Here is a 19,918-nt window from a genome sequence, read left to right as displayed (position 1 = left end):
CACGAAGGGAGCGGCCGCCGCGAGGCGATACCGCTCACGTCTCTCCCAGTACCTTCTTCACCACCGCGAGCACGTCCTCGGCCCGGAACGGCTTGACGATGAAGTCGGACGCCCCGGCCTCGATGGCCTCCATCACCAGACTCTCCTGCCCCAGCGCCGAGCACATGATGACCACGGCGCTGCTGTCGGCCTTGATGATTTCCCGGGTGGCCTCGATGCCGCTCTTGAACGGCATCACGATGTCCATCGTCGTGAGGTCGGGCTTGAGTTCCTTGTACTTCTCAACCGCTTCAAGGCCGTTGGCGGCCTCGCCGACGACCTCGAAACCTCCAGACGCAAAGATGTCCTTGATCATGTTGCGCATGAAGATGGCGTCGTCGACGACCAGGACCCGCTTAGCCATGTGAAGAACTCCGCCTCCGAATCACCTAGAGGAGCGCGGACACTAGCATCCGCGCTTTCCAGGGGGCTACTCACTTGGAGTGGGTGAACAAGGCAACCACCGCGGCATCCAACCCTTCGGGGTCCAGAACGGTGACTCCCAGACCTCCCAGCCGGGCAACCCCCCGGATGGCGGGGGTCAACTTCCCCGGTGCCGTGCTCACCCGCTCGACTGCTTCGATACCATCTACATCCGTCACCAGCAGGCCCAAATCACGCCGCCCGCGGTCCAGCAGCACGACCCGTGCCGGGGGCGTGGGGCTGTCCGGGAGGTTCAGGAGCTGCCGCAATTCCACCACCGTCACCACTCTGCCGCGAAGGTTCATCACCCCGGTAATCGCCGAGGGGGCGCGGGGCACGCGGGTGAAGCGCGCGGGAGGCACGACGACCTCCCGCACCGCCGATAGCGGCAGCCCGTAGCGCTCTTTTTCCACCCGGAAGATGACGTGCCGCACAGGAGTAACGTTCTATCCGCTCTGAAATGGCCGGGACCCACCGGCCGCTGAGCTACCGCGTGGACCTCTTGGACCGGGACGCAGGGGCCGTGCCACGCCGCGTCGAAGCGGCCGGAGCCCTCTTCGTGGCGGCCCGTTTCACCGCCGGTGTCTTCGCCTTCGTGGCGGCCTTCTTCGCCGCCGGGCCCGCGTCGAGCGCCTTGAGCACCTTCTGCGGGGCCACGGCGCGGAAGCTCTCGTGGATCCACTGGCTCAGCAGCTCCACGGGAACGGCGTCACCGGGCTTGAAGCTGGAGGTCACCCAGCCGCTCTTGCCCAGGCCGTAGCCGGTGGGCGTGGCGAAGGGGAGCATCAGCGCGGCCTCGTTGGAGTCCGGCAGCTTGGTGGTGACGGTGAGGCCGCCGTCCTCCAGCACCAGGATGGCGAACATCTTCCCCTTCACCTTGGCGGTGCGGTGGCCCCAGGGGAACTCCTCGGTGACCTCGGGCAGCGCGAGCATCACCTCGCGCAGGCGCGCCTCGGCGGCCTTCAGCTTCGCGTCCGGCTTGGAGGCGGGAGTGGTGCTCATGGGCTCAGGCGGAAGCTGCGGACGACGCTCTGCAGCTCGACGGAGAGGTTGGTCAGCTCGCTGGCCAGCGACGTCATGCGCGACACGGCGGCCGTCTGCTCCTGGATGACTTCCTGGATGGCCTCGGTGGAGGCGGCGTTGTTGCGCGCCACCAGCTTGATTTCCTCGATGGCCTTCACCATCTCCTCGCTGCCCTTGAGCTGCTCGCGGGTGGTCTCGGAGATGAGGTGCACCTTCTCGGCGCCCTTGCGGATGGTGTCGGTGATGGCGCCCATGGAGCGGACGATGTTGCCCAGGTCCTCGCGGCCCTCGGCCAGCTCCGCGATGCCCTCCTTCATGGCGCTCACGACGGAGGTGGACTGGCCGGAGATGTCGCTCGCCAGCTTGGAAATCTGCTCCGCCGAGCGGCCGGAGCTCTCCGCCAGCTTGCGGACCTCGTCGGCCACCACCGCGAAGCCGCGGCCGTACTCACCCGCGCGCGCCGCCTCGATGGTGGCGTTGAGCGCGAGCAGGTTCGTCTGCTGCGCCACCTGCGTAATCGCGACGACGATTTTTGAGATTTCCTGCGTCTTCTCGCCGAAGGCGAACACCTGCTGGCTGGCGGACTCGATGCGGTTGAAGACCTTCTTCACCTTGTCGCCGGCCAGGCGCGCCGCCTTGGAGCCGTCGTCGGCCGCGCCGCTGGTCTCCAGCGCCGTCTTCGCCGCGTCCTCGGCGCTGGCCGTGGTGCGCTGGATGCTGCCGGCCATCTCGGTGATGACCTTGGACGCCTTGGAGACGAGCTGCGACTGCGACTCGGCGCCGGAGGCAATCTTGTGCATCGACGAGCCCACCTCCTCGGTGGAGCCGTTGACGTTCTCCGCCGAGCGCTGCAGGTCGATGGCGGTGTCGGCGACGCTCTTGGCGGTCTCCTGAATCTTGCCCACCAGCTCGCGCAGGTTCTCCTGCATGCGGGTGATGGCGCCGGTCAGCTCGTCGATTTCGTCGCGGGTGCTGCCGGCCTCGGCGGCCACGGGCTTGGACAGGTCGCCCTGGGAGATTTCGTAGGCGGAGCGGCTGAGCACCTTCACGCGGGTGACGCGCGCGAGCAGCGAGGGCAGCAGCGCCGCGGCCGCGCCGGTGATGAAGACGGCGACGCCGCCGCGCACCAGGTCCTTCCAGAGGCCCGGCCCGGGGCTCAGCTCACGGAAGAGGATGTCCGACGAGAACATCCACACGATGAGCAGCAGCCCGAGCACGACGTACCCGTTGAGAATCTTCCGGTGGAGGGAGACCTCGCGGGTGGCACGGGGGCTGTCCACGGCCCGGAGCAGTCGCTGCACGGGCTCGCGGCGGGGAGTGAGTCCGGGGGATGTGTCGTCGCGAAGGGGACGGCGCACGGGATGCTTTCAGGGGAGGAGAAGCGCCACGGGTTTAGCCTTGCTGTTCCGCAGGGTCAATCCGGCGGTCGGTGCCCGGAAGTGGTCGAACCCGGCTGGCGGTGGGAGAACGCGGCCTGTCATGTCCCGGCAAACCCACCCGCTTCCCTCTGAGAAGTGGCCGATGCGGGTGACGGGGAGTCCCGCCCTGGCGCACGCGCGCTCGAATGCCCGGCCGCGTCCCGGGGGGACGGACAGCAGCAGCTCGTAGTCCTCGCCGCCGGCCAGCGCGCCCTCGGGTCCGAGCGCCTTGCGCACCGCGGCCGTCATGGGCAGCCGCTCCAGCTCCAGCGTCGCGTGCACACGCGAGGCGGCGCACAGGTGGCCCAGGTCCTGGGCGAGCCCGTCGGAGATGTCCAGCGCGCCGGACGCGAAGCGCGAGGCGAGCCGCCCCAGGGCCACGCGAGGCTCGGGGCGGCGCTGGCGGCGCACGGCGGCGCCGCGCTTCAGGCCTGAAAGGAGCTGTTGCAGTCCGAGGCGCGCCTCACCGAGGGTGCCGGACACATAGAGGAGGTCCCCGGGACGGGCGCCGGCGCGGGTGAGCGGCGGGCGGGACAGCTCGCCGGTGGCGGTGATGGTGATGGACAGCTCGCGGGCGGAGGTGAAGTTGCCACCGACGAGGGCGATGCGGTGCTCGCGGGCCAGGGCCGCCATGCCACGCGCGATGCCGGACAGCTCACGCTCCGGGAAGCCCCTGGGCATGGCCAGCGCGCAGACGAACCAGCGCGGGGTGCAGCCCATGGACGCGAGGTCGGAGAGGTTCACCGCCAGGGCCTTGTGGCCGATGTCCCCGGGCGAGAAGGCCGCGCGGGTGAAGTGCACGTCCTCCACCACGGCATCGGTGGTGACACAGAGCGCGCCGCGCTGCGGGGCAAGCACGGCGCAGTCGTCACCAGGCCCCACGGGCACGCGGGCCCGGGGGAAGTGGCTCAGGAAGAGGCGGATGAAGTCGAACTCACCGGGCATCGCGGCGGAGGAAAGACCAGCCGGTGCCCGGGAGCAATGGACTTGCGTGTGGCCCTACTCGATGCGCGGCACCCGGTCGAAGTCCATCGTGCGCACCGGGGCAATCGTCTCGAAGCGGTCGGTGCGCTGGTCCAGCGACGCGGACTTGCGGATGAGCGAGCCCAATTCCGCCACCTCGGGCCTGTTGCGCAGCGGCTCCCCCACGCCCTCGAACAGGGTGCTGAGCTGCTCCCACGTCAGCGGCCGCATCCAGTAGGAGGCCCGCAGCTTCTCCGCGAAGGCGGCGGCCACATAGGACAGGCGCGTGGGCGGCGCGGCGCTGGCGTAGGACGCGCGCAGGACGCGGGAGGGCAGCGCCTTCACCACCTCCTGGGAGCTTCCGCCCTCCGGCGCCTTGTAGCGCAGGCGCAGGGTGGCGAAGTCGCCCCCCGTCCACTCGCCCCGCGTCTTCACCTCGTAGATGGCCGTGACGGTGTGGCCGGAGCCGACCTCGCCCGCGTCCACCGCGTCGTCCGTGAACTGCTCCTTGCCGAGGATGCGGTTCTCGTAACCCACCAGCCGGTAGCGGGCGATGGCGCGCGGGTCGAACTCGAGCTGCACCTTCACGTCCCTGGCCACCACCTGGAACGTGCCGGTGAGGTTCTGCACGAAGATGCGGCGCGCCTCGTCGAGCCGGTCCACGTACGCGTAGTTGCCCTCCCCCACGTGGGACAGCCGCTCCAGGAGGACGTCGTTGTAGTGGCCCATGCCGAAGCCCACCGTGGACAGGGTGATGCCCCGGGCCGCGGAGTCCTTCACCCGCGCCCAGATGCCGTCCGCGTCGGTGACGCCGTTGTTGGCCACGCCGTCCGAGCAGAGGATGACGCGGTTGATTCCACCCTCCAGCATGTGGCTCGAGGCGAGCGAGTAGGCCAGGTCCAGGCCCGCCTGCACGTTGGTGGAACCCTCGGCCGCCAGCCCGTCGATGGTGCTCAGCAGCACCTCCCGCCGCAGCACGCTGGTGGGCGGCAGCACCAGCCAGGCGGAGGGGCCGTAGGTGACGATGGACACCCGGTCCCGCTCATCGAGCGCGTCCACCAGCAGCCGCAGCGCCTGCTTCACCACCGCGAGCTTCTTGGGGTCGTCCATGGAGCCGGAGGTGTCGATGGTGAAGATGAGGTGCGACGGCTTGCGCTGGGCGCGGGGCACCTCGCGCGCCTTCAGGCCCACGTGGAGCACGTGGTAGCCGGGACGGTTGGGAGACGGGAAGCCCTCCACGTGCACGGCGAAGGGCACGTCCGGGCCGCTCTCGTAGCCGTAGTCGAAGGCGTTGACGAACTCCTCCACGCGCACGGCCCGCTCATCCGGCAACACGCCGCGCTCCAGGTAGCCGCGCGCCAGCGAGTACGAGGCGGTGTCCACGTCCACGGAGAAGGTGGAGAAGCGCTCCTCCTCCGTCTCCACCGTGGGATTCACCCCGTAGCCCTGGAAGTACATCTCCAGGAAGGCCTTCTCGGTGGTGCCCGACCGGGGCGGCGCCACCCTCGTGCCGCTCCCGTACTGGCCGGGCATCTGCGCGAGCGCGTACGGGCTCGCCGGCGTGTAGCTGACCACGTCACTGTAGGCACTCCGCGAGCCGGCGCGGATTCGCCCGGGGTTCCAGGGGACGCTCGCGGAGCCTCCCACGATTCTCACACACTCCGTCATACCCTCCGGCATCAACTCCACGTTCAACCGGTAGGTGGTGTTGATGCGCACATAGACATCCCGGGCGTCGGGCCTGAACGGCACGGCCTCGAAGCGGAGCGTGTAGAGGCCCGCGGGGAGCTGCGGAAACCAGTAGAGGCCGTTCTCGTCGGTGACGACGGTCCGCTCCCCCATGAGGCTGGGAGAGGTGGCGGTGACGACCACGCCCTCTATGACCGAGCGGGACTCACCATCCATCACCGTGCCCATGAGGACGCCGAACCCGTCATCCGCCAGGGCCGGCGGGGCGAGCAGGAAGAGGACGCACAGCAGGACTTTTCGGAGCGCGGGCTTCATCCGGAAGGACCTCCGTCATCGGGATGGTTCTCTTGTTCCACGGGCCGCCCCCTCCCAGCCGCACGGCGGGCTCCGCACTTCATCATCGTTTCATCACGGGCCCCAGGGCCCGGCCCGCCTCACGGCGAGCGCAGGAACAGTCTCCAGCAGCCCCAGGCCCCACCGCGGCGCGGTCCGCCACCCGGAGCCGCTGGCCTCGAAGTCCGGGCGGCCGTCCGTGAGAGTGACGGGAAGGGCTACACGCCTCCGAGCCGGTCCTCCTCGCTGAAGAGCTGGCTGATGCTCAGGTCGAGCTGGCTGTCGAGGATGGAGAGGAAGCTCTGGAAGCCCGCGGCGGAGAGGTTCAGCCGCGCCTGCAGGTGGCGCTTCGTCTCGTCATGGAGCGTCTTTCGCGCGCTCTTCAACCAGCGCGAGACGGTGGACTGGTTCACCCGCAGCAGCGCGCCCAGCTCCGTGGTGGAGAGCCTGTCCAGGAAGTAGAGCCGGAGCAGGTGCCGCTCGTCGGAGGACAGCGCGGAGAAGGCGTCGCGGAGTGCCTGGCGGAACTCCGCCTGGTGGCGCTGCCGGATGAGCTCCAGCTCCGCGTCCCCGCCCGGCGCCGGAAGGGCTTCGAGCACCTCGGCCACGTCCTCGTCCGACTCGGGCCTGCCGGCGGCCTGGAGCTTGAGGGCGATGCGCACGGCGGTGACGCGCACCCAGCTCATCAGCGCGCCCCGGCCCGTATAGTCATTGATTCGCGGACCCTTCCCTGGCGTGTGGACCAGGAGCTTCACGCGAGTCAATTGACAGATATCGTCCACCACGGCGGCGGGCTGCTTCAGGTAGGCGAGCATTCCTGGCAGCTTCGCCAGGTAGTGCACCTCGAAGGCCTCCGTGGCCAGGGGAAGTCCCCGCGCGCAGGCGCACGCGAGGTACAGCTCCTCCACGGAGAGCGACTCCAGCACCGGCGCGAGCGGACTCCCGGGGCCCACCTCGGGGAACCGCTCGGCGAGGTGACGCACGAACGTCTCCGCGGAGACGTCCACGCCGGGCCACCGCGCGCGAGAGGAATTCCAGGCGTGGCTGAGCAGGCTTTCGAGGGGGGCGGGGTCGCCGGGTGGGGCAAGGCGCACCCTGGCATGTGTAACGAATGTGGCAACCAGTCCCGGACCGTTCCCCATGTGAGCCTCATCCCTCCACTGTCTCTTTCGAGTCTGGATGTTGAAACCGCTTCAACCCGTCTGAGAGACTCTCGCACCACTCACCATGACTTCGTCAAACGCAGCCCAGGAGGGGGCGGGCGCAGGACAGTGTCTATCCGACGAGCTCCTGGTGGATTTGATGGAGGGTCGGCTGTCCGCGGACGTACTGGCCCGCCTCCACCGGCACGCCGCCGGGTGTGACGCCTGCCGCAAGCTGATGGCCACCGTCGCCAGGGGCGGCCTGGCCATGGGAGCCGCGGCCGTGCCCGTCCAGGACAGCACCCAGTCCATTCCCGTCCCCCCCGCACGGCCGCCCCCGGCCGAGGTGGCCGAGGAGCCAGCGCCGGAGCCGGCGACGCCCTGGACACCTCCCGCCGAGTTCGACGAGTTCCGGCTCGGGCCGCTGCTGGGCCGTGGGGGCATGGGGCTCGTGTACCTCGCGCAGGACACCTCGCTGGGGCGGGCGGTGGCGGTGAAGTTCATCGCCTCCTCGCGTCCCCGGCCCATGGTGCGCGCGTACTTCGAGACGGAGGCGCGGGCCATTGCCCGGCTGCAACATCCCAACGTCGTCACCGTGTACCGCGTCGGCACGGTGGATGGGCAGCCGTACATCGTCTCCGAGTACGTCGTCGGGCGGAGCCTCGCGCACCTGCCCGTGCCGCTGCCGTGGCGGCGGGTGCTCACGCTGGGACTCGGGCTGGCGCGCGGGCTCGCGGCGGCGCACCGCCAGGGCGTGCTCCACCGGGACCTCAAGCCGTCGAATGCCCTCGTCACCGATGACGACGTGGTGAAGCTGCTGGACTTCGGCCTGGCCGAGTACTTCGACCCGGGCACCCTGTCCCCGGCCTCCCGGGCGCGGCAGGCGGCGGGCACGCCCCGCTACATGGCGCCCGAGCTCTTCCAGGGCGAGCCCGCGTCCCCGCAGAGCGATATCTACTCGCTCGGCGTCACCCTCTACGAGCTGTGCACGGGCAGCACGCCGCCGGGCACTCCCGTCAAGGGGCTCCCACACGGCGCGCCCGGGGCCGACACGCCCGGGAGCGGCCTCGCGCCGGACGTCGACCCGGAGTTCGCGGCGCTCATCATGCACTGCCTCGCGCCCGCCCCGGCCGAGCGGCCCGGCTCGGCCGACCTCCTGCGCGAGGCGCTGGAGCGGCTCGAACAGCTCCACGCGGCCACGCCGCTCGCGGCGGGTAATCCCTACCGGGGACTGGCGCCCTTCGAGGCCGAGCACCGCTCGCTCTTCTTCGGGCGCGACGCGGACATCCGCGCGGTCATCGAGCGCCTGCGCCGCCTGCCCATGGTGCTCGTCGCGGGCGACTCGGGCGTGGGCAAGTCCTCGCTGTGCCGGGCGGGCGTGTTGCCCCGGGTGGAGGCCGGCGCCCTGGACGGGGGCCGGCACATGGTGACGGTGACGCTGTGGCCCGGCCCGCGTCCGCTGCAGGCGCTCGCCGCCGCGCTCGTGCCCGTGCTGGGCATGAAGGAGCAGGACGTGGTGCATGCGCTCACGGCGGTGCCGGACTGGCTGGGGCCCACGCTGCGCACTGCGTACCAGGAGCGGCGGGGGCTGCTCATCTTCATCGACCAGTTGGAGGAGCTGCTCACCCAGGCGGAGCCGGCACAGGCGGCGCGCTTCGCGCTGCTCCTGGGGGAGCTGGCCCTGCCCTCTCCGGGCGTGCGCGTGCTGATGGCGGTGCGCGGCGACTTCCTGACGAGCGTGTCCTCGCTGCCGGGCCTGGGAGACGAGGCCGAGCGCGCGCTGTACATCCTCCGCCCGATGACGCCCGCGGGCGTGCGCGAGGCCATCATCGGCCCGGCGCGCGGCCGGGGGGTGAGCTTCGAGTCCGAGGAGCTCATCCAGACGCTCGTCGAGTCCATGGCGCATGGCGCGGGCAGCCTGCCCCTCCTCCAGTTCGCGCTGGCGGAGCTGTGGGAGCGGCGCAACCCGGCGCACAGCCGCATCACGAAGGAGGCGCTGGAGGCGATGGGCGGCGTGGCCGGAGCGCTGTCGCGGCACGCGGACGGGGTGCTCGCGCGGCTGACGCCGACGGAGAAGGAGGCGGCGCGGCGGCTCCTGCTGAACCTGGTGACGGCCGAGGGGACACGCCTCGAGCTGGGCGAGGCGGAGCTCCTGCCGACGCCGGACGCCGCGCCACGCACCGCCCTGCGCGCGCTCACCGAGGGCCGCATCCTCCACACCTATACGGTCGGCTGGGCGGCCCGGTATGTGATTGCCCACGACTCGCTCATCGAGAGCTGGGGCACGCTGCGAAACTGGAGGGACCGGGACATCGGCCACCGCGCGGTGCGCCAGCGCCTGGAGGCGGCCAGCGCCGAGTGGGAGCGCCTGTCGCGTGCCCCGGAGGCGCTGTGGGGCCAGCGGCACGTCGACGAGGCGCGCCCGCTGGACTCCGCCCTGCTGGGCCCCCGCGAGCGGGCCTTCCTCGCGGCGTCCCAGCGGGCCGTGAGGCTTCAGCGGTGGGGCCGCTACCTCGCCGCGCTCGGGGGGGTGCTCGCGCTGGCGGGCCTCTATGGCGGCCTTCGCCTGCACGGGCACCTCGAGGACCAGCGCTTCATCGACGGCCATGTCGCGGCAGCACGGGAAGACTTCGCCGAAGGCCGCGAGCTGGCGGAGAAGACCCGGGCGCGCCGCGAGGAGGCGCTCGCGCTGTTCAGCGGCCGTGTCTCTCCGCCCCCGGGAAGCGCGCCCACGCACCTGGCCTGGAGCCTTCCCGAGAAGCTTTGGGCCGAGGCCCTCCGGCTGCGCGAGGAGACCGATGCGTCCTTCGCCCGGGCCACCGAGTTCCTGGAGCGGGCGCTCGAACGCGAGCGTGGCTATGGGGACGCGCACCGGCTCCTCGCGGAGGTCCTCCACGAGCGGATGCGGCTCGCCGAGGACTTCCATCAGGACCCACCGGCCGCCGAGCTGCGGGGGCGGCTGGAGCGGCTGGTGGACGAGACGGACGAGGGCGCCTGGCTGTACCGGCTCCAGCTCCCGGCGGAGTTCCAGGTGGAGACGGAGCCTCCGGGCGCGCGCGTCGAGCTCGGGCGCTATGTGAAGGACGCCCAGGGAGTGCTGCGCCGCGAGCCCCGGCCTCCGCTCGGCACGACGCCCCTCACCGGTACGCGGCTGCCCGCGGGCTCGTATCACCTGCGCATCAGCCATCCCGGCCACGCGACGGTCGACCTGCCGGTCCTCCTCACGCGGGGGACGCACGAGAAGGTCCGGCTCTCGCTGCCAGCCTCCGTGCCTGACGGCTATGTGTACATCCCGCCCGGGTGCTTCCTGCTGGGCAGCGCCGACCCCGAGCGGATGCGTGACTTCCTGCATGCCGCGCCGCTCCACCGTCACTGTCTCACGGAGGGGTACGTCATCGGCCGGACGGAGGTGACGTTCGGCGACTGGGTGGCCTGGCTGGACTCGCTGCCTCCGGAGGCCGCGGCCCGGCGCATCCTCGAGGAGCCGCGCTTCAACGGCAGCGGCAAGGCCGTCACGCTGAAGCACCAGGCGCGCACGGGCTGGACGTTCTCCTTCCACGTCGCGGGGGACGACGTCCTCTCCGCTCGGGAAGGAGAGGACATCCACTACCCGGGCCGCTCTCGACGCCAGAGCGCCGACTGGCGCCGGTTGCCGCTGTCCGGCGTCTCCACGGAGGACCTCGCGGGGTACTTCTACTGGCTGGACCGCACGGGGCGGCTCCCGGGAGCGCGCCTGTGCACCGAGCACGAATGGGAGTACGCCGCGCGCGGGGCCGACGGCCGGGCCTTCCCGCATGGCGACCGGCTGCTGCCGGACGACGCCAACTTCGACACGACCTACGGCCGGGAGCCCTCGGCCTTTGGCCCCGACATGGTGGGCTCGTACCCGGTGTCGGCGAGTCCCTTCGGCCTCATGGACATGGCGGGCAACGCGTATGAGCTCACGCGGTCCGTGACGGCGGACCTGGGGCGCATCGTCCTGAAGGGGGGCGCCTGGTACTACGAGTCCGCCACCGCGCTCACGGCCAACCGCACCGCGGGCACACCCACCCTCCGCGACATGACGACGGGCGTGCGTGTCTGTGCCTCGTATCCCCCCCGGTAGGCACGTACGAATTCCTGCATAGCGCTCCGACCCGGGGGCTCCTTTTCAGTGAAGGCACCGGCACCTGCCGGCCGCCTCGTCAAAAGGGAGGGGTACGTCCATGAAAGCGCTGAAGAAGTCCCTGCTCGCCTCCGTGTACCTGCTGCTCACGACGCCGGTGTTCGCCGCCGCACCGGCGCCCTCTCCCGGCAGCCGGCCGGAGCGGGCCGTCACGTCGCTGTCCGCGGAGGAGCGGTACGCGCGCCGGTGCCAGGGCCAGGCGCCCGAGCGGAGCAACAACCCGCAGGGCACGGCGCTGTGGGGCACGAAGCGGACGTGGGACTCCGAGCAGGCCGCGGACGAGCGGAGCAGCGTGCTCGTCTCCGTCGATAGTGACGACGTGCGGAAGAGCGAGGCCGGGGTGAGGGCGGTGCGGCTGGAGGAGGGGCGCCTGGTGGCCTGGCCCGAGGCGTCCGGCGACGTGGTGGGCACGGTGCTCCAGGGCACCGCCAGTGACGGCCAGCCGGTGGAGGTCGCCATCTGCGGCGCCGAGCCCTCTCCCGAGGACCCGGAGCTGGTGTGGTACCGCATCGAGGCGTGGAACGCGGTGTCCCAGGAGTGGGAGAACCCGTGCCTGGCCGACGGCCGTGTGCCCGCGCCCCGGGCGCTGGCGGTGCGGGGTGTCTGGGATGGGAGTGGGGCACGGCGGGACGCGCCGGGCAAGCTGACGCTGGCGTGCGAGACGGGCGCCATCAGCAAGTGCGTGCGCTGGGGCTACAAGCCGTGGGCGGAGCGTGACGGGAAGTCGCTGGCCGACCTGCACCAGGCCTGCACGCGCATGGCTCGCGCGGACTACTGCGGCAATGGCCGGAGCCACACGCGCGACAACACCGTCATCGACCTGTACGACGGACTCGGAGTGCAGTCGCGGACGACGGAGTCCTCGGCGGCCTGGGACATGGCGCGTGCCGCGTTCGAGGCGGCGTGGGCGCCGGACGGCGCGGCCTGCCTCGCGCGCACGCGGGATGGACGGGCGATGGAGACCATCCTCCAGGAGTGCCCCGGCCGCTTCCGCACGGGCGCGGCGGTGGACCTGGGTGATGGAGACCGCTGCACGGTGCGGCGCGAGGGCATGAGCCCCGGGACGGCCCTGCTGCGCAACCGCTCTCAGTGCAGCCGCTGAGACACAGCCGATTGACCGCATCGCGAGTGGACCCGCCTGCAGTGCGCGAGTCCACCGCCTTCAACGTTCATGGGTGCTGATATGTGGCGAGTGCTGAGATGGTTGTGCGTGGTCGTCCTGTGCTGCGCGACGGGTGCCTTGGCCAGCGAGGAACAATCGGATGCGCGGCTGTTAGAAGCGCAGACGGCGTTCGACGAAGCGCAAAGACTCAAAGAGGCTGGCAGGTACACCGACGCCATCAAAGAAAGCGAGCATGCCCTCGCATTACGAGGGGCTGTGCGCGGAGCCACAAGTCCCGAGGTGGCCACCAGCCTGAATCAGCTAGGAGATCTGTTTCGGCGGCAGGGCGACGTGTCACGAGCGGAGCCGCTCCTTCAACGCGCACTCGCCATTCGGGAAGCCACCCTCGGCCAGAACCACCCCGACGTCGCCACCTCGCTCAATTGCCTCGCCATTCTCTACCTCGACCAGGGGCAGTACGCTCGCGCCGAGACGCTGTACCAGCGGGCGCTCGTCATCTGGGAATCGGCGCTCGGCCAGGGCCACCCCGACGTCGCCACCTCACTCCACAACCTCGCCAACCTCTACCGCGACCAGGGGAAGCACGCTCGCGCCGAGCCCTTGTTCCAGAGGGCGCTCGCCATTTTCGAAGCCGCCCTCGGCCAGAGCCACCCCGACATTGCCGAATCGCTCGACGAATTCGCCTTGAACCAACTGGCCCTGCACGGTCCCGCCCATGCCGTGCCGCTCCTCACGCGAGCCTTCATCATCTCCGAGGGACGCCTGCGTCAGGAATCCCTCGGCTTTTCCGAATCGCGCCTGACGGACTTCCTCCAGCATCTCCGCACCGAGGAGGAACGTCTCTACTCCCTTCTCCGCGCGCATCCGGAGAATTCGAGCGTGCGGCACCTCGCCGCCACCGCCGTGTTGCTGCGCAAGGGCCGCTCCGTCGAGGAAATCGCCAATACCTCTCGCGCCGTCTATCGCAGCCTTGGTGCGCGGGAGCGCGACACCTTCGAGCGATTGCGCGACCTGCGCACCCAGCTTGCCCAACTCTCTCTCAGCGGCCCGGGTTCGCTTGCTCCCGCTGATTATCAGCAGCGCTTGAAGGCCCTCGCCGACGAGGGTGACTCACTCGAAGCCGACCTCGCCAGGCACTCCGCCCCCCTGCGTGAGCAGACCGCACGACCGCCCCCCGCTGAAATCGTCGACCGTGTCGCCGCCTCCCTTCCCGGGAACGCAGCCCTCATTGAGTTCATCGCCTATGAAGACTCCCCCCTCCTCCCCCCCCCCGGCACGCCCAGGTCACGAATCCCCACCCAGCTTCGCTATCTCGCGCTGGTGCTCTTCCCGGATGCCCGCATCCACGCCGTCGACCTGGGCCCCGCCGCGCCCATCGACCGTGCCGCCGCCCATCTGCGCAACGCCATGGCACGCCGCGACGCCAACTATCAGCGCGTGGCGCAGGAGCTCTACACCCTGGCCTTCAAGCCCCTCCTGCCGGGCCTCGGCGAGGTCCGCCGCCTCTTCCTCTCGCCAGACGGCCAGCTGGGACTGGTTCCCTTCGCCGCGCTCCACGACGGCCACGGCTTCCTCGTCGACTCCTTCGACTTCTCCTACGTCACCTCCGGCAAGGACCTGCTCCCCCGACCCCAGCAGCTTTCACCGGCGCGCTCCGTCGTCGTCCTCGCCGACCCCGACTTCGGCGCCCGCCTGGAAGACGCCACTCCGGAGTCACAGCGTTCCCCTTCCCTGGAGCGCTTCTTCTCCACGCGACGCAGAGACCTGTCCGGTGGAGCCTGGGCGCCACTGCCGGGAACCCGCCGGGAGGGCGAAGCCATCCAGAGCCTCCTCCCCCAGGCCCAGCTCCACCTTGGCCCCGAGGCCACGAAGCAGCGGCTCCTCCAGCTCTCCACGCCCGGTGTCCTCCACGTCGCCACCCATGGCTTCTTCCTCGAGGACTCCGTCGCCCCCAAAGACTCTCGCGGGTTGGGACACTCCGGCGGCTTCAGCAGTGACGCCGCCCCCCCTCGCCCGGCGGATCCGCTGCTCCGCTCCGGCCTCGTCCTCTCGGGCGCAAAGGCTCCCGGAAAGGACGCGGCCACGGCCGAAGACGCCCTCGTCACCGCCCTGGAGCTGGCCGGTCTCGACCTGTGGGGCACCCAGCTTGTCGTCCTCTCCGCCTGCGACACGGGCCGCGGAGACGTGAAGCATGGGCAGGGCGTCTATGGCCTGCGCCGCGCCCTTGTCATCGCGGGTGCCGAAACCGTGGTGATGAGCCTCTGGAAGGTGAACGACGACAGCACTCGCCTCCTCATGGAGGACTACTACCGTCACCTGCTGGCTGGCGGAGGCCGGGCGGAAGCCCTGCGCGACGCGATGCGCACCTTGCGAGAGAGCCGGCCTCACCCCCACTACTGGGCCCCCTTCATCGCACTGGGCCGCGACGCCCCTCTGCAATCCATCGCTCCCGTCCTTCCACCGCGCTGAAAGCGCTCACACTGCTCACCTCGCTACTCGGTCGACACCGTGCCCCTGCGCCTGACCGGCGCAGGGAAGAAGGCCGTGCAGCTCGAAGGTGGACGCCTGGTGGCCACCTTCGAGCCACACGCGCGACAACACCGTCATGGAGTCCTCGGCGGCGTGGGCGCCGGACAGCGCGGCCTGCCTCGCTCGCACGCGGGATGGACGCGCGCTGGAGAACATCCTCCAGGGTGCCTTACCGTTTCTCATGCGGAATCCAGGCCGCACGCGGGCTCGGGGTAAGAATTCCTGCATAAAACGTTACGTCGGGCGCTCTTCATCGCTGAGGGCGCCGGCCCCGGTGCCGGCCGCCTCATCTCCAGGGGGAGGTCCTCCAATGAACGCGATGAAGAAGCTCCTGCTCACCTCGTTGTGTCTGATGTCCCTCCAGCCAGCGTTCGCCGTGACTCCGGCCAGCTCGCTGGCTCGGAGCGCCCGCTCGAATCGGCTGCTCGCCTCGCGTCCCGGCACGGACCGGTACGCACGCCGGTGTCAGGGGCATGCCCCGGAGCGCGGCCTCATGCCAGGCGCGACGCTCCTGTGGGGAACGAAGCGCGCCTGGAGCTCCGAGCAGCGGACGGATGAGCGGCAGAGTGTGCTCGTCTCGGTCAGCGCCGTGCCCCTGCGCCCGGCCGACGGACAGCCGAAGGCCGTGTGGCTCGAACGTGGGCGGCTGGTGGCCACCCCGAAGGCCCCCGGCAATCTCGTGGGCACGGTGCTCCAGGGCATCTCCAGTGACGGCAGGCCCGTGGACGTCGCCATCTGCGGCGCGGAGCCCTCTCCCGAGGACCCCGCCATGCACTGGTACCGCATCGAGGCCTGGAACCCGGTGGCGCGCGAGTGGGAGAACCCCTGCGCGTCCACCGGCACCGTCCCCGACCCTCGCGCCCTGGCGGTGCGAGGTGTCTGGGACTCCAGCGGCGCACGCCACGACGTGCCTGGAAAGCTGACGCTGGCGTGTGAGAGCGGCGCCATCAGCCAGTGCATCCGCTGGGGCTACAAGCCCTGGGCAGAGCGTGCTGGCAAGTCACTGGCCGACCTGCACCAGGCCTGCACGCGCATGGCTCGCGCGGACTACTGCGGCAACGGCCGGAGCCACACACAGGAACACACCCTCATCGATATGTACGACGGGTTCGGGGTGCAGTCCCGGACGACGGAATCCTCCGCGGCCTGGAACACCGAGCGGGCCTCGTTCGAGGCGGCGTGGGCACCGGACGGCGCGGCCTGCCTCGCTCGCACGAGAGACGGACGCGCGCTGGAGGACGTCCTCCAGGAGTGCCCCGGCCGCTTCCACCCGGGCGAAGCGGAGATGGGCGGCGGAGACCGCTGCATGGTGCGACGCCAGGGGATGCACCCGGACACGGTGCTGCTTCGCAACCGTTCCTATGCCGCCGGCGGGCACACGGGACGCTCCATCTCAGACGAATAGGCACGCGGGTGTGAACTCCGTAACAGCGCCGCCGCACCGCCGCGCATATGGACACTCCAGAGCCACCGACACCTCGGCGCAGGGGGCCGGGTCCGAGGGCGGCCACGGAGTGATGACCTATGTGGCGTGTGCTGGGAGTGACGAGAGTCGTCGTCCTCTGCTGCATCGCGGGCCTGACGAATGACGGCACAGGGCCGGAGGCGGGGTTGCTGGAAGCACGGCCGGCACCCGATGGAGCAGCCGTCGCCCAGTCGCTCAACCATCTCGCGCTCGGCTACAGCGCCCGGGGGGACTACGCACGGGCGGAGCCCCTGTTCGAGCGGGCACTGACCCTGCTCGAAGGGACCCGCGGCGGGAGCCACCCGGATGTCGCCAGGGCGCTCTGCAACCTCGCGGCCCTCTACCACGACCAGGGCCTCCACGCGCGGGCGAGACCCCTACTCGAGCGCGCCCTCGTCATTCAAGAGGCGACGCTCGGCGGGAATCACCTCGACGTCGCGAGGTCTCTCAACAACCTCGCCCTCGGCTACGCGAGCCAGGACCTCCATGCGCGAGCCGAGCCGCTGCATCAACGCGCGCTCGCCATCCAGGAGAAGGCGCTCGGCGGGAACCACCCCGATGTGGCCAGGACGCTCAATCACCTGGCCCGCCTCTACTCCCGCCAGGGGCTCCATGCCCGGGCGGAGCCGCTGTACGAGCGCGCGCTCGCCATCCAGGAGAAGGCGCTCGGCGGGAATCATCCCGCGGTGGCCACGACGCTCGACAACCTCGCGGCGCTCCATGCCGGCCAGGGAATGTACTCGCGAGCCGAGGAGCTGCTTGGACGGGCCCTCGCCATCAGCGAGGCGGCACTCGGAAGGAATCATCCCGAGGTGGCCAGCTCGCTGAACAATCTCGCGGCCCTCCATGCGCGCCAGGGTCAGAACTCCCGGGCCCGGCCCCTGTATCAACGCGCGCTCTCCATCCTGGAGGCGTCGCGCGGCGGCAACCACCCCAGCGTTGCCCGCGCGCTCAACAACCTGGCGCTCTTCTACTCCAGTGAGGGGCTGTACGCCTGGGCCGAGCCACTGCACCTGCGCGCCCTCGCCATCCAGGAAGCGACGCTCGGCAAGGGCCATGCGGACGTCGCCACGGCGCTCAACAACCTCGCCCTCCTGCATCAGGCGCGGGGCTCGCTCTCCCAGGCCGAGAGCTTCCAGGCGCGTGCGCTCGCCCTTCAAGAGACGGCGCTCGGCAAGGACCATCCCGACGTCGCCCGCGCGCTCAACAACCTCGGCTGGCTCCTCCTCGCCCAGCATCGCCTCGATGAGGCCGTCCCCCTCCTCTCGCGCGCTTTCGCCATCTCCGAGCAACGCCTGCGCCGGGAGGCCCTGGACTTCTCCGAGCCGCGTCTCGCGAGCTTCCTCCAGCTCCTCCGGACGGACGAGGAGCGCCTCTACTCCCTGCTTCGCGCGCATCCCGGCGATGCCGGTGCGCGGCGCCTGGCCCTCACCGCCGTGCTGCTGCGCAAGGGCCGCTCCGTGGACGAAATCGCCAATACCTCCCGCGCCGTGTACCGCGGGCTCGGCGAGCAGGACCGTGCCACCTTCGAGCGGCTGCGGGGCCTTCGCACCGAGCTCGCCACGCTCTCGCTCCAGGGCCCCGGCACCCTCTCCCCCACCGACTCCCCGCGGCGGCTGAAGGACCTCGCCAGCCAGGGAGACGCGCTCGAAGAGGAGCTCGCCAGGCGCTCCTCCTCCCTGCGCGCCCTCACGGCGCTCCCGCTCCCCGAGGACATCGTCGACCGGGTCGCCGCCACCCTGCCGCCGCGCGGCGCGCTCGTCGAGTTCATTGCCTACACGGACCGGCCGTTCGACCGCCCGTCCCGGGCACCTGGCTCCCAGTCACCCGCGCACCTCCGCTACCTGGCGCTGGTGCTCTTCCCGGATGCGAGCATCCGCACCGTCGACCTCGGTCCCGCGGAGCCCATCGACCGCGCGGCCACCCACCTGCGCGACGCCCTGGCGCGCCGCGACGCCCACTACCTGCGCCGTGCCCGGGCGCTCTACTCCTTCGCCTTCGCGCCCCTCCTGCCGCTCCTCGGCGGGGTGCGCAGCCTCTTCCTGGCGCCGGACGGCCAGCTCGGCCTCGTCCCCTTCGCGGTGCTCCACGACGGCCGCCGCTTCCTGCTGGACGTCTTCGGCCTCACCTATCTCACCTCGGGCAAGGACCTGCTGCCGCGCCCCGAGGGCGTCGCTCCGTCGAGCTCCGTCGTCGTCCTCGCCGACCCCGCCTTCGATGCGCCCATGGGTGCGGCCCAGGCGTTGCCCCGCTCGGAAGCACGGCATCCTCCCAGAGCGGAGCGTCTCTCCTCCATGCGGGACGCCGGCCTGACCGGGCGGCAATGGACACCCCTGCCGGGCACCCGGAAGGAGGCCGAGGCCATCCAGCGCCTGTGGCCCCAGGCCCGGCTCTACCTGGGGCCCGAGGCCACCTGGCAGCGGCTCCTCGAGCTCACCGCGCCCGGAATCCTCCACATCGGCACCCACGGTTTCTTCCTGGACGACGCGCCGGCTCCCAGGGGCTCACGCGCCGTCGGCTACTTCGGAGGCTTCGGAGGTGGCGCTCCGCTGCACCGTCCGGCGGACCCGCTGCTGCGCTCCGGCCTCGTCCTCGCGGACGCGCGCGGCCCGGCCCGCGGTGCCGGAGGAGCACCGGTCACCGCCCTCGAGTTCGCGAGCCTGGACCTGTGGGGCACCCAGCTCGTGGTCCTCTCCGCCTGCGACACGGGGCGTGGGGACGTCCAGCACGGCCAGGGCATCTACGGCCTGCGCCGTGCCTTCATCATCGCGGGCGCCGAGACGGTGGTGATGAGCCTGTGGAAGGTGAACGACGACGGCACGCGCCTGCTCATGGAGGACTACTACCGCCGCCTGGCCGCCGGCAGGGGGCGCGCGGACGGGCTGCGGGACGCCATGCGCGTCCTGCGGAAGACCCGGCCGCACCCCTACTACTGGGCCCCCTTCATCGCGCTGGGCAGGGACACCCCGCTCAGCTTCCTCCCCGAGCCGCGCGGACCCACGAGGAGCGCTAGATGAACACCGTGGGGTCGAACTCGTCCACGTTGACGGGGAGCATGCGCGGCAGGGGGCGCTGGAAGACGCGGGCGTTCATCTCCAGGTCCAGAATCTTGAGCCCCGAGGGGACGAGCTCGCGGAAGCGCTGGCTCATGTACTCGCGCAGGCCCAGCACGGCCACCTGCCGCTTCTCCGCGAGCATGGGCTTGAGCGCGTCGGCGAAGTCCGTCCCGTCATGGCTGGCGAGCACCACGGCGGTGTTCGGCCGCTGCGTGCGGATGTGCTCCAGCAGCTTGAGGATGCCCAGGTCCACGACCTTCTGCTCGGGCCGCCCGTAGAGCAGCGCCACCTCGCAGCCGGCGGACTTCAGGGCCCGCACGAAGCCAATCATCACGTCCGGAAGCTGCTCGCCCCGGGCGTTGAGCACCACGATGCAGCGCACGGGCGCCGGGAAGTTGCTTTCACAGAAGGCCACCAGGCGGTCGAACTGCACGCGGTCCTGGGACTCGGGCTTGCGTCCCACGACGTTGGACACGGCCCAGTCGATGTTCTCTGCGTCGATGAGTACGTAGGAGGCGGCGGGAGGACGTCCGGAGAGCATGGGGCCGCA

Annotated in this window: 14 protein-coding genes and 1 pseudogene; 5 read left to right on the top strand and 10 right to left on the bottom strand. The window is 70.8% G+C overall.

Annotated features, from left to right (window positions below; all coding sequences use genetic code 11):
* Positions 1 to 34: 34 nt before the first annotated feature.
* The 8 genes and pseudogenes from K8638_RS06130 to K8638_RS06095 form a co-directional block, all read right to left on the bottom strand.
* Entirely contained in the window at positions 35 to 403 is a 369-nt protein-coding gene (locus K8638_RS06130; protein ID WP_011556618.1) for a response regulator, read from the bottom strand.
* 70 nt (positions 404 to 473) lie between these two features.
* Positions 474 to 896 carry a chemotaxis protein CheW gene (locus tag K8638_RS06125; RefSeq protein ID WP_223753472.1) on the bottom strand — a complete coding sequence of 141 codons (423 nt, stop codon included), beginning with the start codon at positions 894 to 896 and terminating at the stop codon, positions 474 to 476.
* A 52-nt stretch (positions 897 to 948) separates the two neighbouring features.
* Positions 949 to 1,464 carry an MmcQ/YjbR family DNA-binding protein gene (locus tag K8638_RS06120; protein ID WP_223753471.1) on the bottom strand — a complete coding sequence of 172 codons (516 nt, stop codon included), beginning with the start codon at positions 1,462 to 1,464 and terminating at the stop codon, positions 949 to 951.
* Positions 1,461 to 2,843 (bottom strand): methyl-accepting chemotaxis protein, encoded by a 1,383-nt coding sequence (locus K8638_RS06115; protein ID WP_223753470.1) that lies wholly within the window; start codon positions 2,841 to 2,843, stop codon positions 1,461 to 1,463. Before K8638_RS06115 ends, K8638_RS06120 begins: the two co-directional genes overlap by 4 nt.
* Positions 2,844 to 2,852: 9 nt before the next feature.
* A complete protein-coding gene (thiL, locus tag K8638_RS06110; RefSeq protein WP_223753469.1) occupies positions 2,853 to 3,848 on the bottom strand; it encodes a thiamine-phosphate kinase in 996 nt (331 codons plus the stop codon).
* Positions 3,849 to 3,902: 54 nt separating this feature from the next.
* Positions 3,903 to 5,870, bottom strand: coding sequence for a von Willebrand factor type A domain-containing protein (locus tag K8638_RS06105; RefSeq protein ID WP_223753468.1), 1,968 nt, complete (start codon positions 5,868 to 5,870; stop codon positions 3,903 to 3,905).
* Between the two features lie 93 nt (positions 5,871 to 5,963).
* Positions 5,964 to 6,080: pseudogene (locus K8638_RS06100) on the bottom strand (di-heme oxidoredictase family protein); the annotation flags it as partial.
* 26 nt (positions 6,081 to 6,106) lie between these two features.
* Complete coding sequence (locus K8638_RS06095; protein WP_223753467.1) at positions 6,107 to 6,895, bottom strand: sigma-70 family RNA polymerase sigma factor; 789 nt, start codon at positions 6,893 to 6,895, stop codon at positions 6,107 to 6,109.
* Between the two features lie 295 nt (positions 6,896 to 7,190).
* Between K8638_RS06095 and K8638_RS06090 the strand changes: the two genes are divergently transcribed.
* From K8638_RS06090 to K8638_RS06080, 3 genes are all read left to right on the top strand, one after another.
* Complete coding sequence (locus tag K8638_RS06090) at positions 7,191 to 11,135, top strand: bifunctional serine/threonine-protein kinase/formylglycine-generating enzyme family protein (RefSeq protein ID WP_223753466.1); 3,945 nt, start codon at positions 7,191 to 7,193, stop codon at positions 11,133 to 11,135.
* Positions 11,136 to 11,235: 100 nt separating this feature from the next.
* Positions 11,236 to 12,297, top strand: a complete 1,062-nt coding sequence (locus tag K8638_RS06085) for an ADYC domain-containing protein (RefSeq protein ID WP_223753465.1) — start codon at positions 11,236 to 11,238, stop codon at positions 12,295 to 12,297.
* A gap of 108 nt (positions 12,298 to 12,405) precedes the next feature.
* On the top strand, positions 12,406 to 14,787 hold the full coding sequence (locus K8638_RS06080) for a CHAT domain-containing protein (RefSeq protein WP_370643925.1): 2,382 nt from the start codon (positions 12,406 to 12,408) through the stop codon (positions 14,785 to 14,787).
* Positions 14,788 to 14,802: 15 nt separating this feature from the next.
* On the opposite strand, the gene K8638_RS06075 is transcribed toward K8638_RS06080, so the two are convergent.
* Positions 14,803 to 15,030: a hypothetical protein gene (locus K8638_RS06075; RefSeq protein ID WP_223753463.1), complete on the bottom strand. Its 228-nt coding sequence runs from the start codon at positions 15,028 to 15,030 to the stop codon at positions 14,803 to 14,805.
* 127 nt (positions 15,031 to 15,157) lie between these two features.
* On the opposite strand from K8638_RS06075, the gene K8638_RS06070 reads away from it, so the two are divergent.
* Positions 15,158 to 16,252, top strand: a complete 1,095-nt coding sequence (locus K8638_RS06070; protein WP_223753462.1) for an ADYC domain-containing protein — start codon at positions 15,158 to 15,160, stop codon at positions 16,250 to 16,252.
* 137 nt (positions 16,253 to 16,389) lie between these two features.
* Complete coding sequence (locus K8638_RS06065) at positions 16,390 to 19,329, top strand: tetratricopeptide repeat protein (protein WP_370643924.1); 2,940 nt, start codon at positions 16,390 to 16,392, stop codon at positions 19,327 to 19,329.
* Here K8638_RS06065 and K8638_RS06060 read toward each other — a convergent pair.
* Positions 19,322 to 19,909, bottom strand: a complete 588-nt coding sequence (locus K8638_RS06060) for an NYN domain-containing protein (protein ID WP_223753460.1) — start codon at positions 19,907 to 19,909, stop codon at positions 19,322 to 19,324. The two genes, K8638_RS06065 and K8638_RS06060, sit on opposite strands and share 8 nt — an antisense overlap.
* Positions 19,910 to 19,918 lie beyond the last annotated feature (9 nt).

The sequence above is a fragment of the Myxococcus sp. RHSTA-1-4 genome (assembly GCF_020037125.1).
Lineage (GTDB): Bacteria > Myxococcota > Myxococcia > Myxococcales > Myxococcaceae > Myxococcus.
The sequence above is the reverse complement of the archived record's forward strand: the minus strand, read 5'-3'. Positions and strand labels throughout refer to the sequence as shown.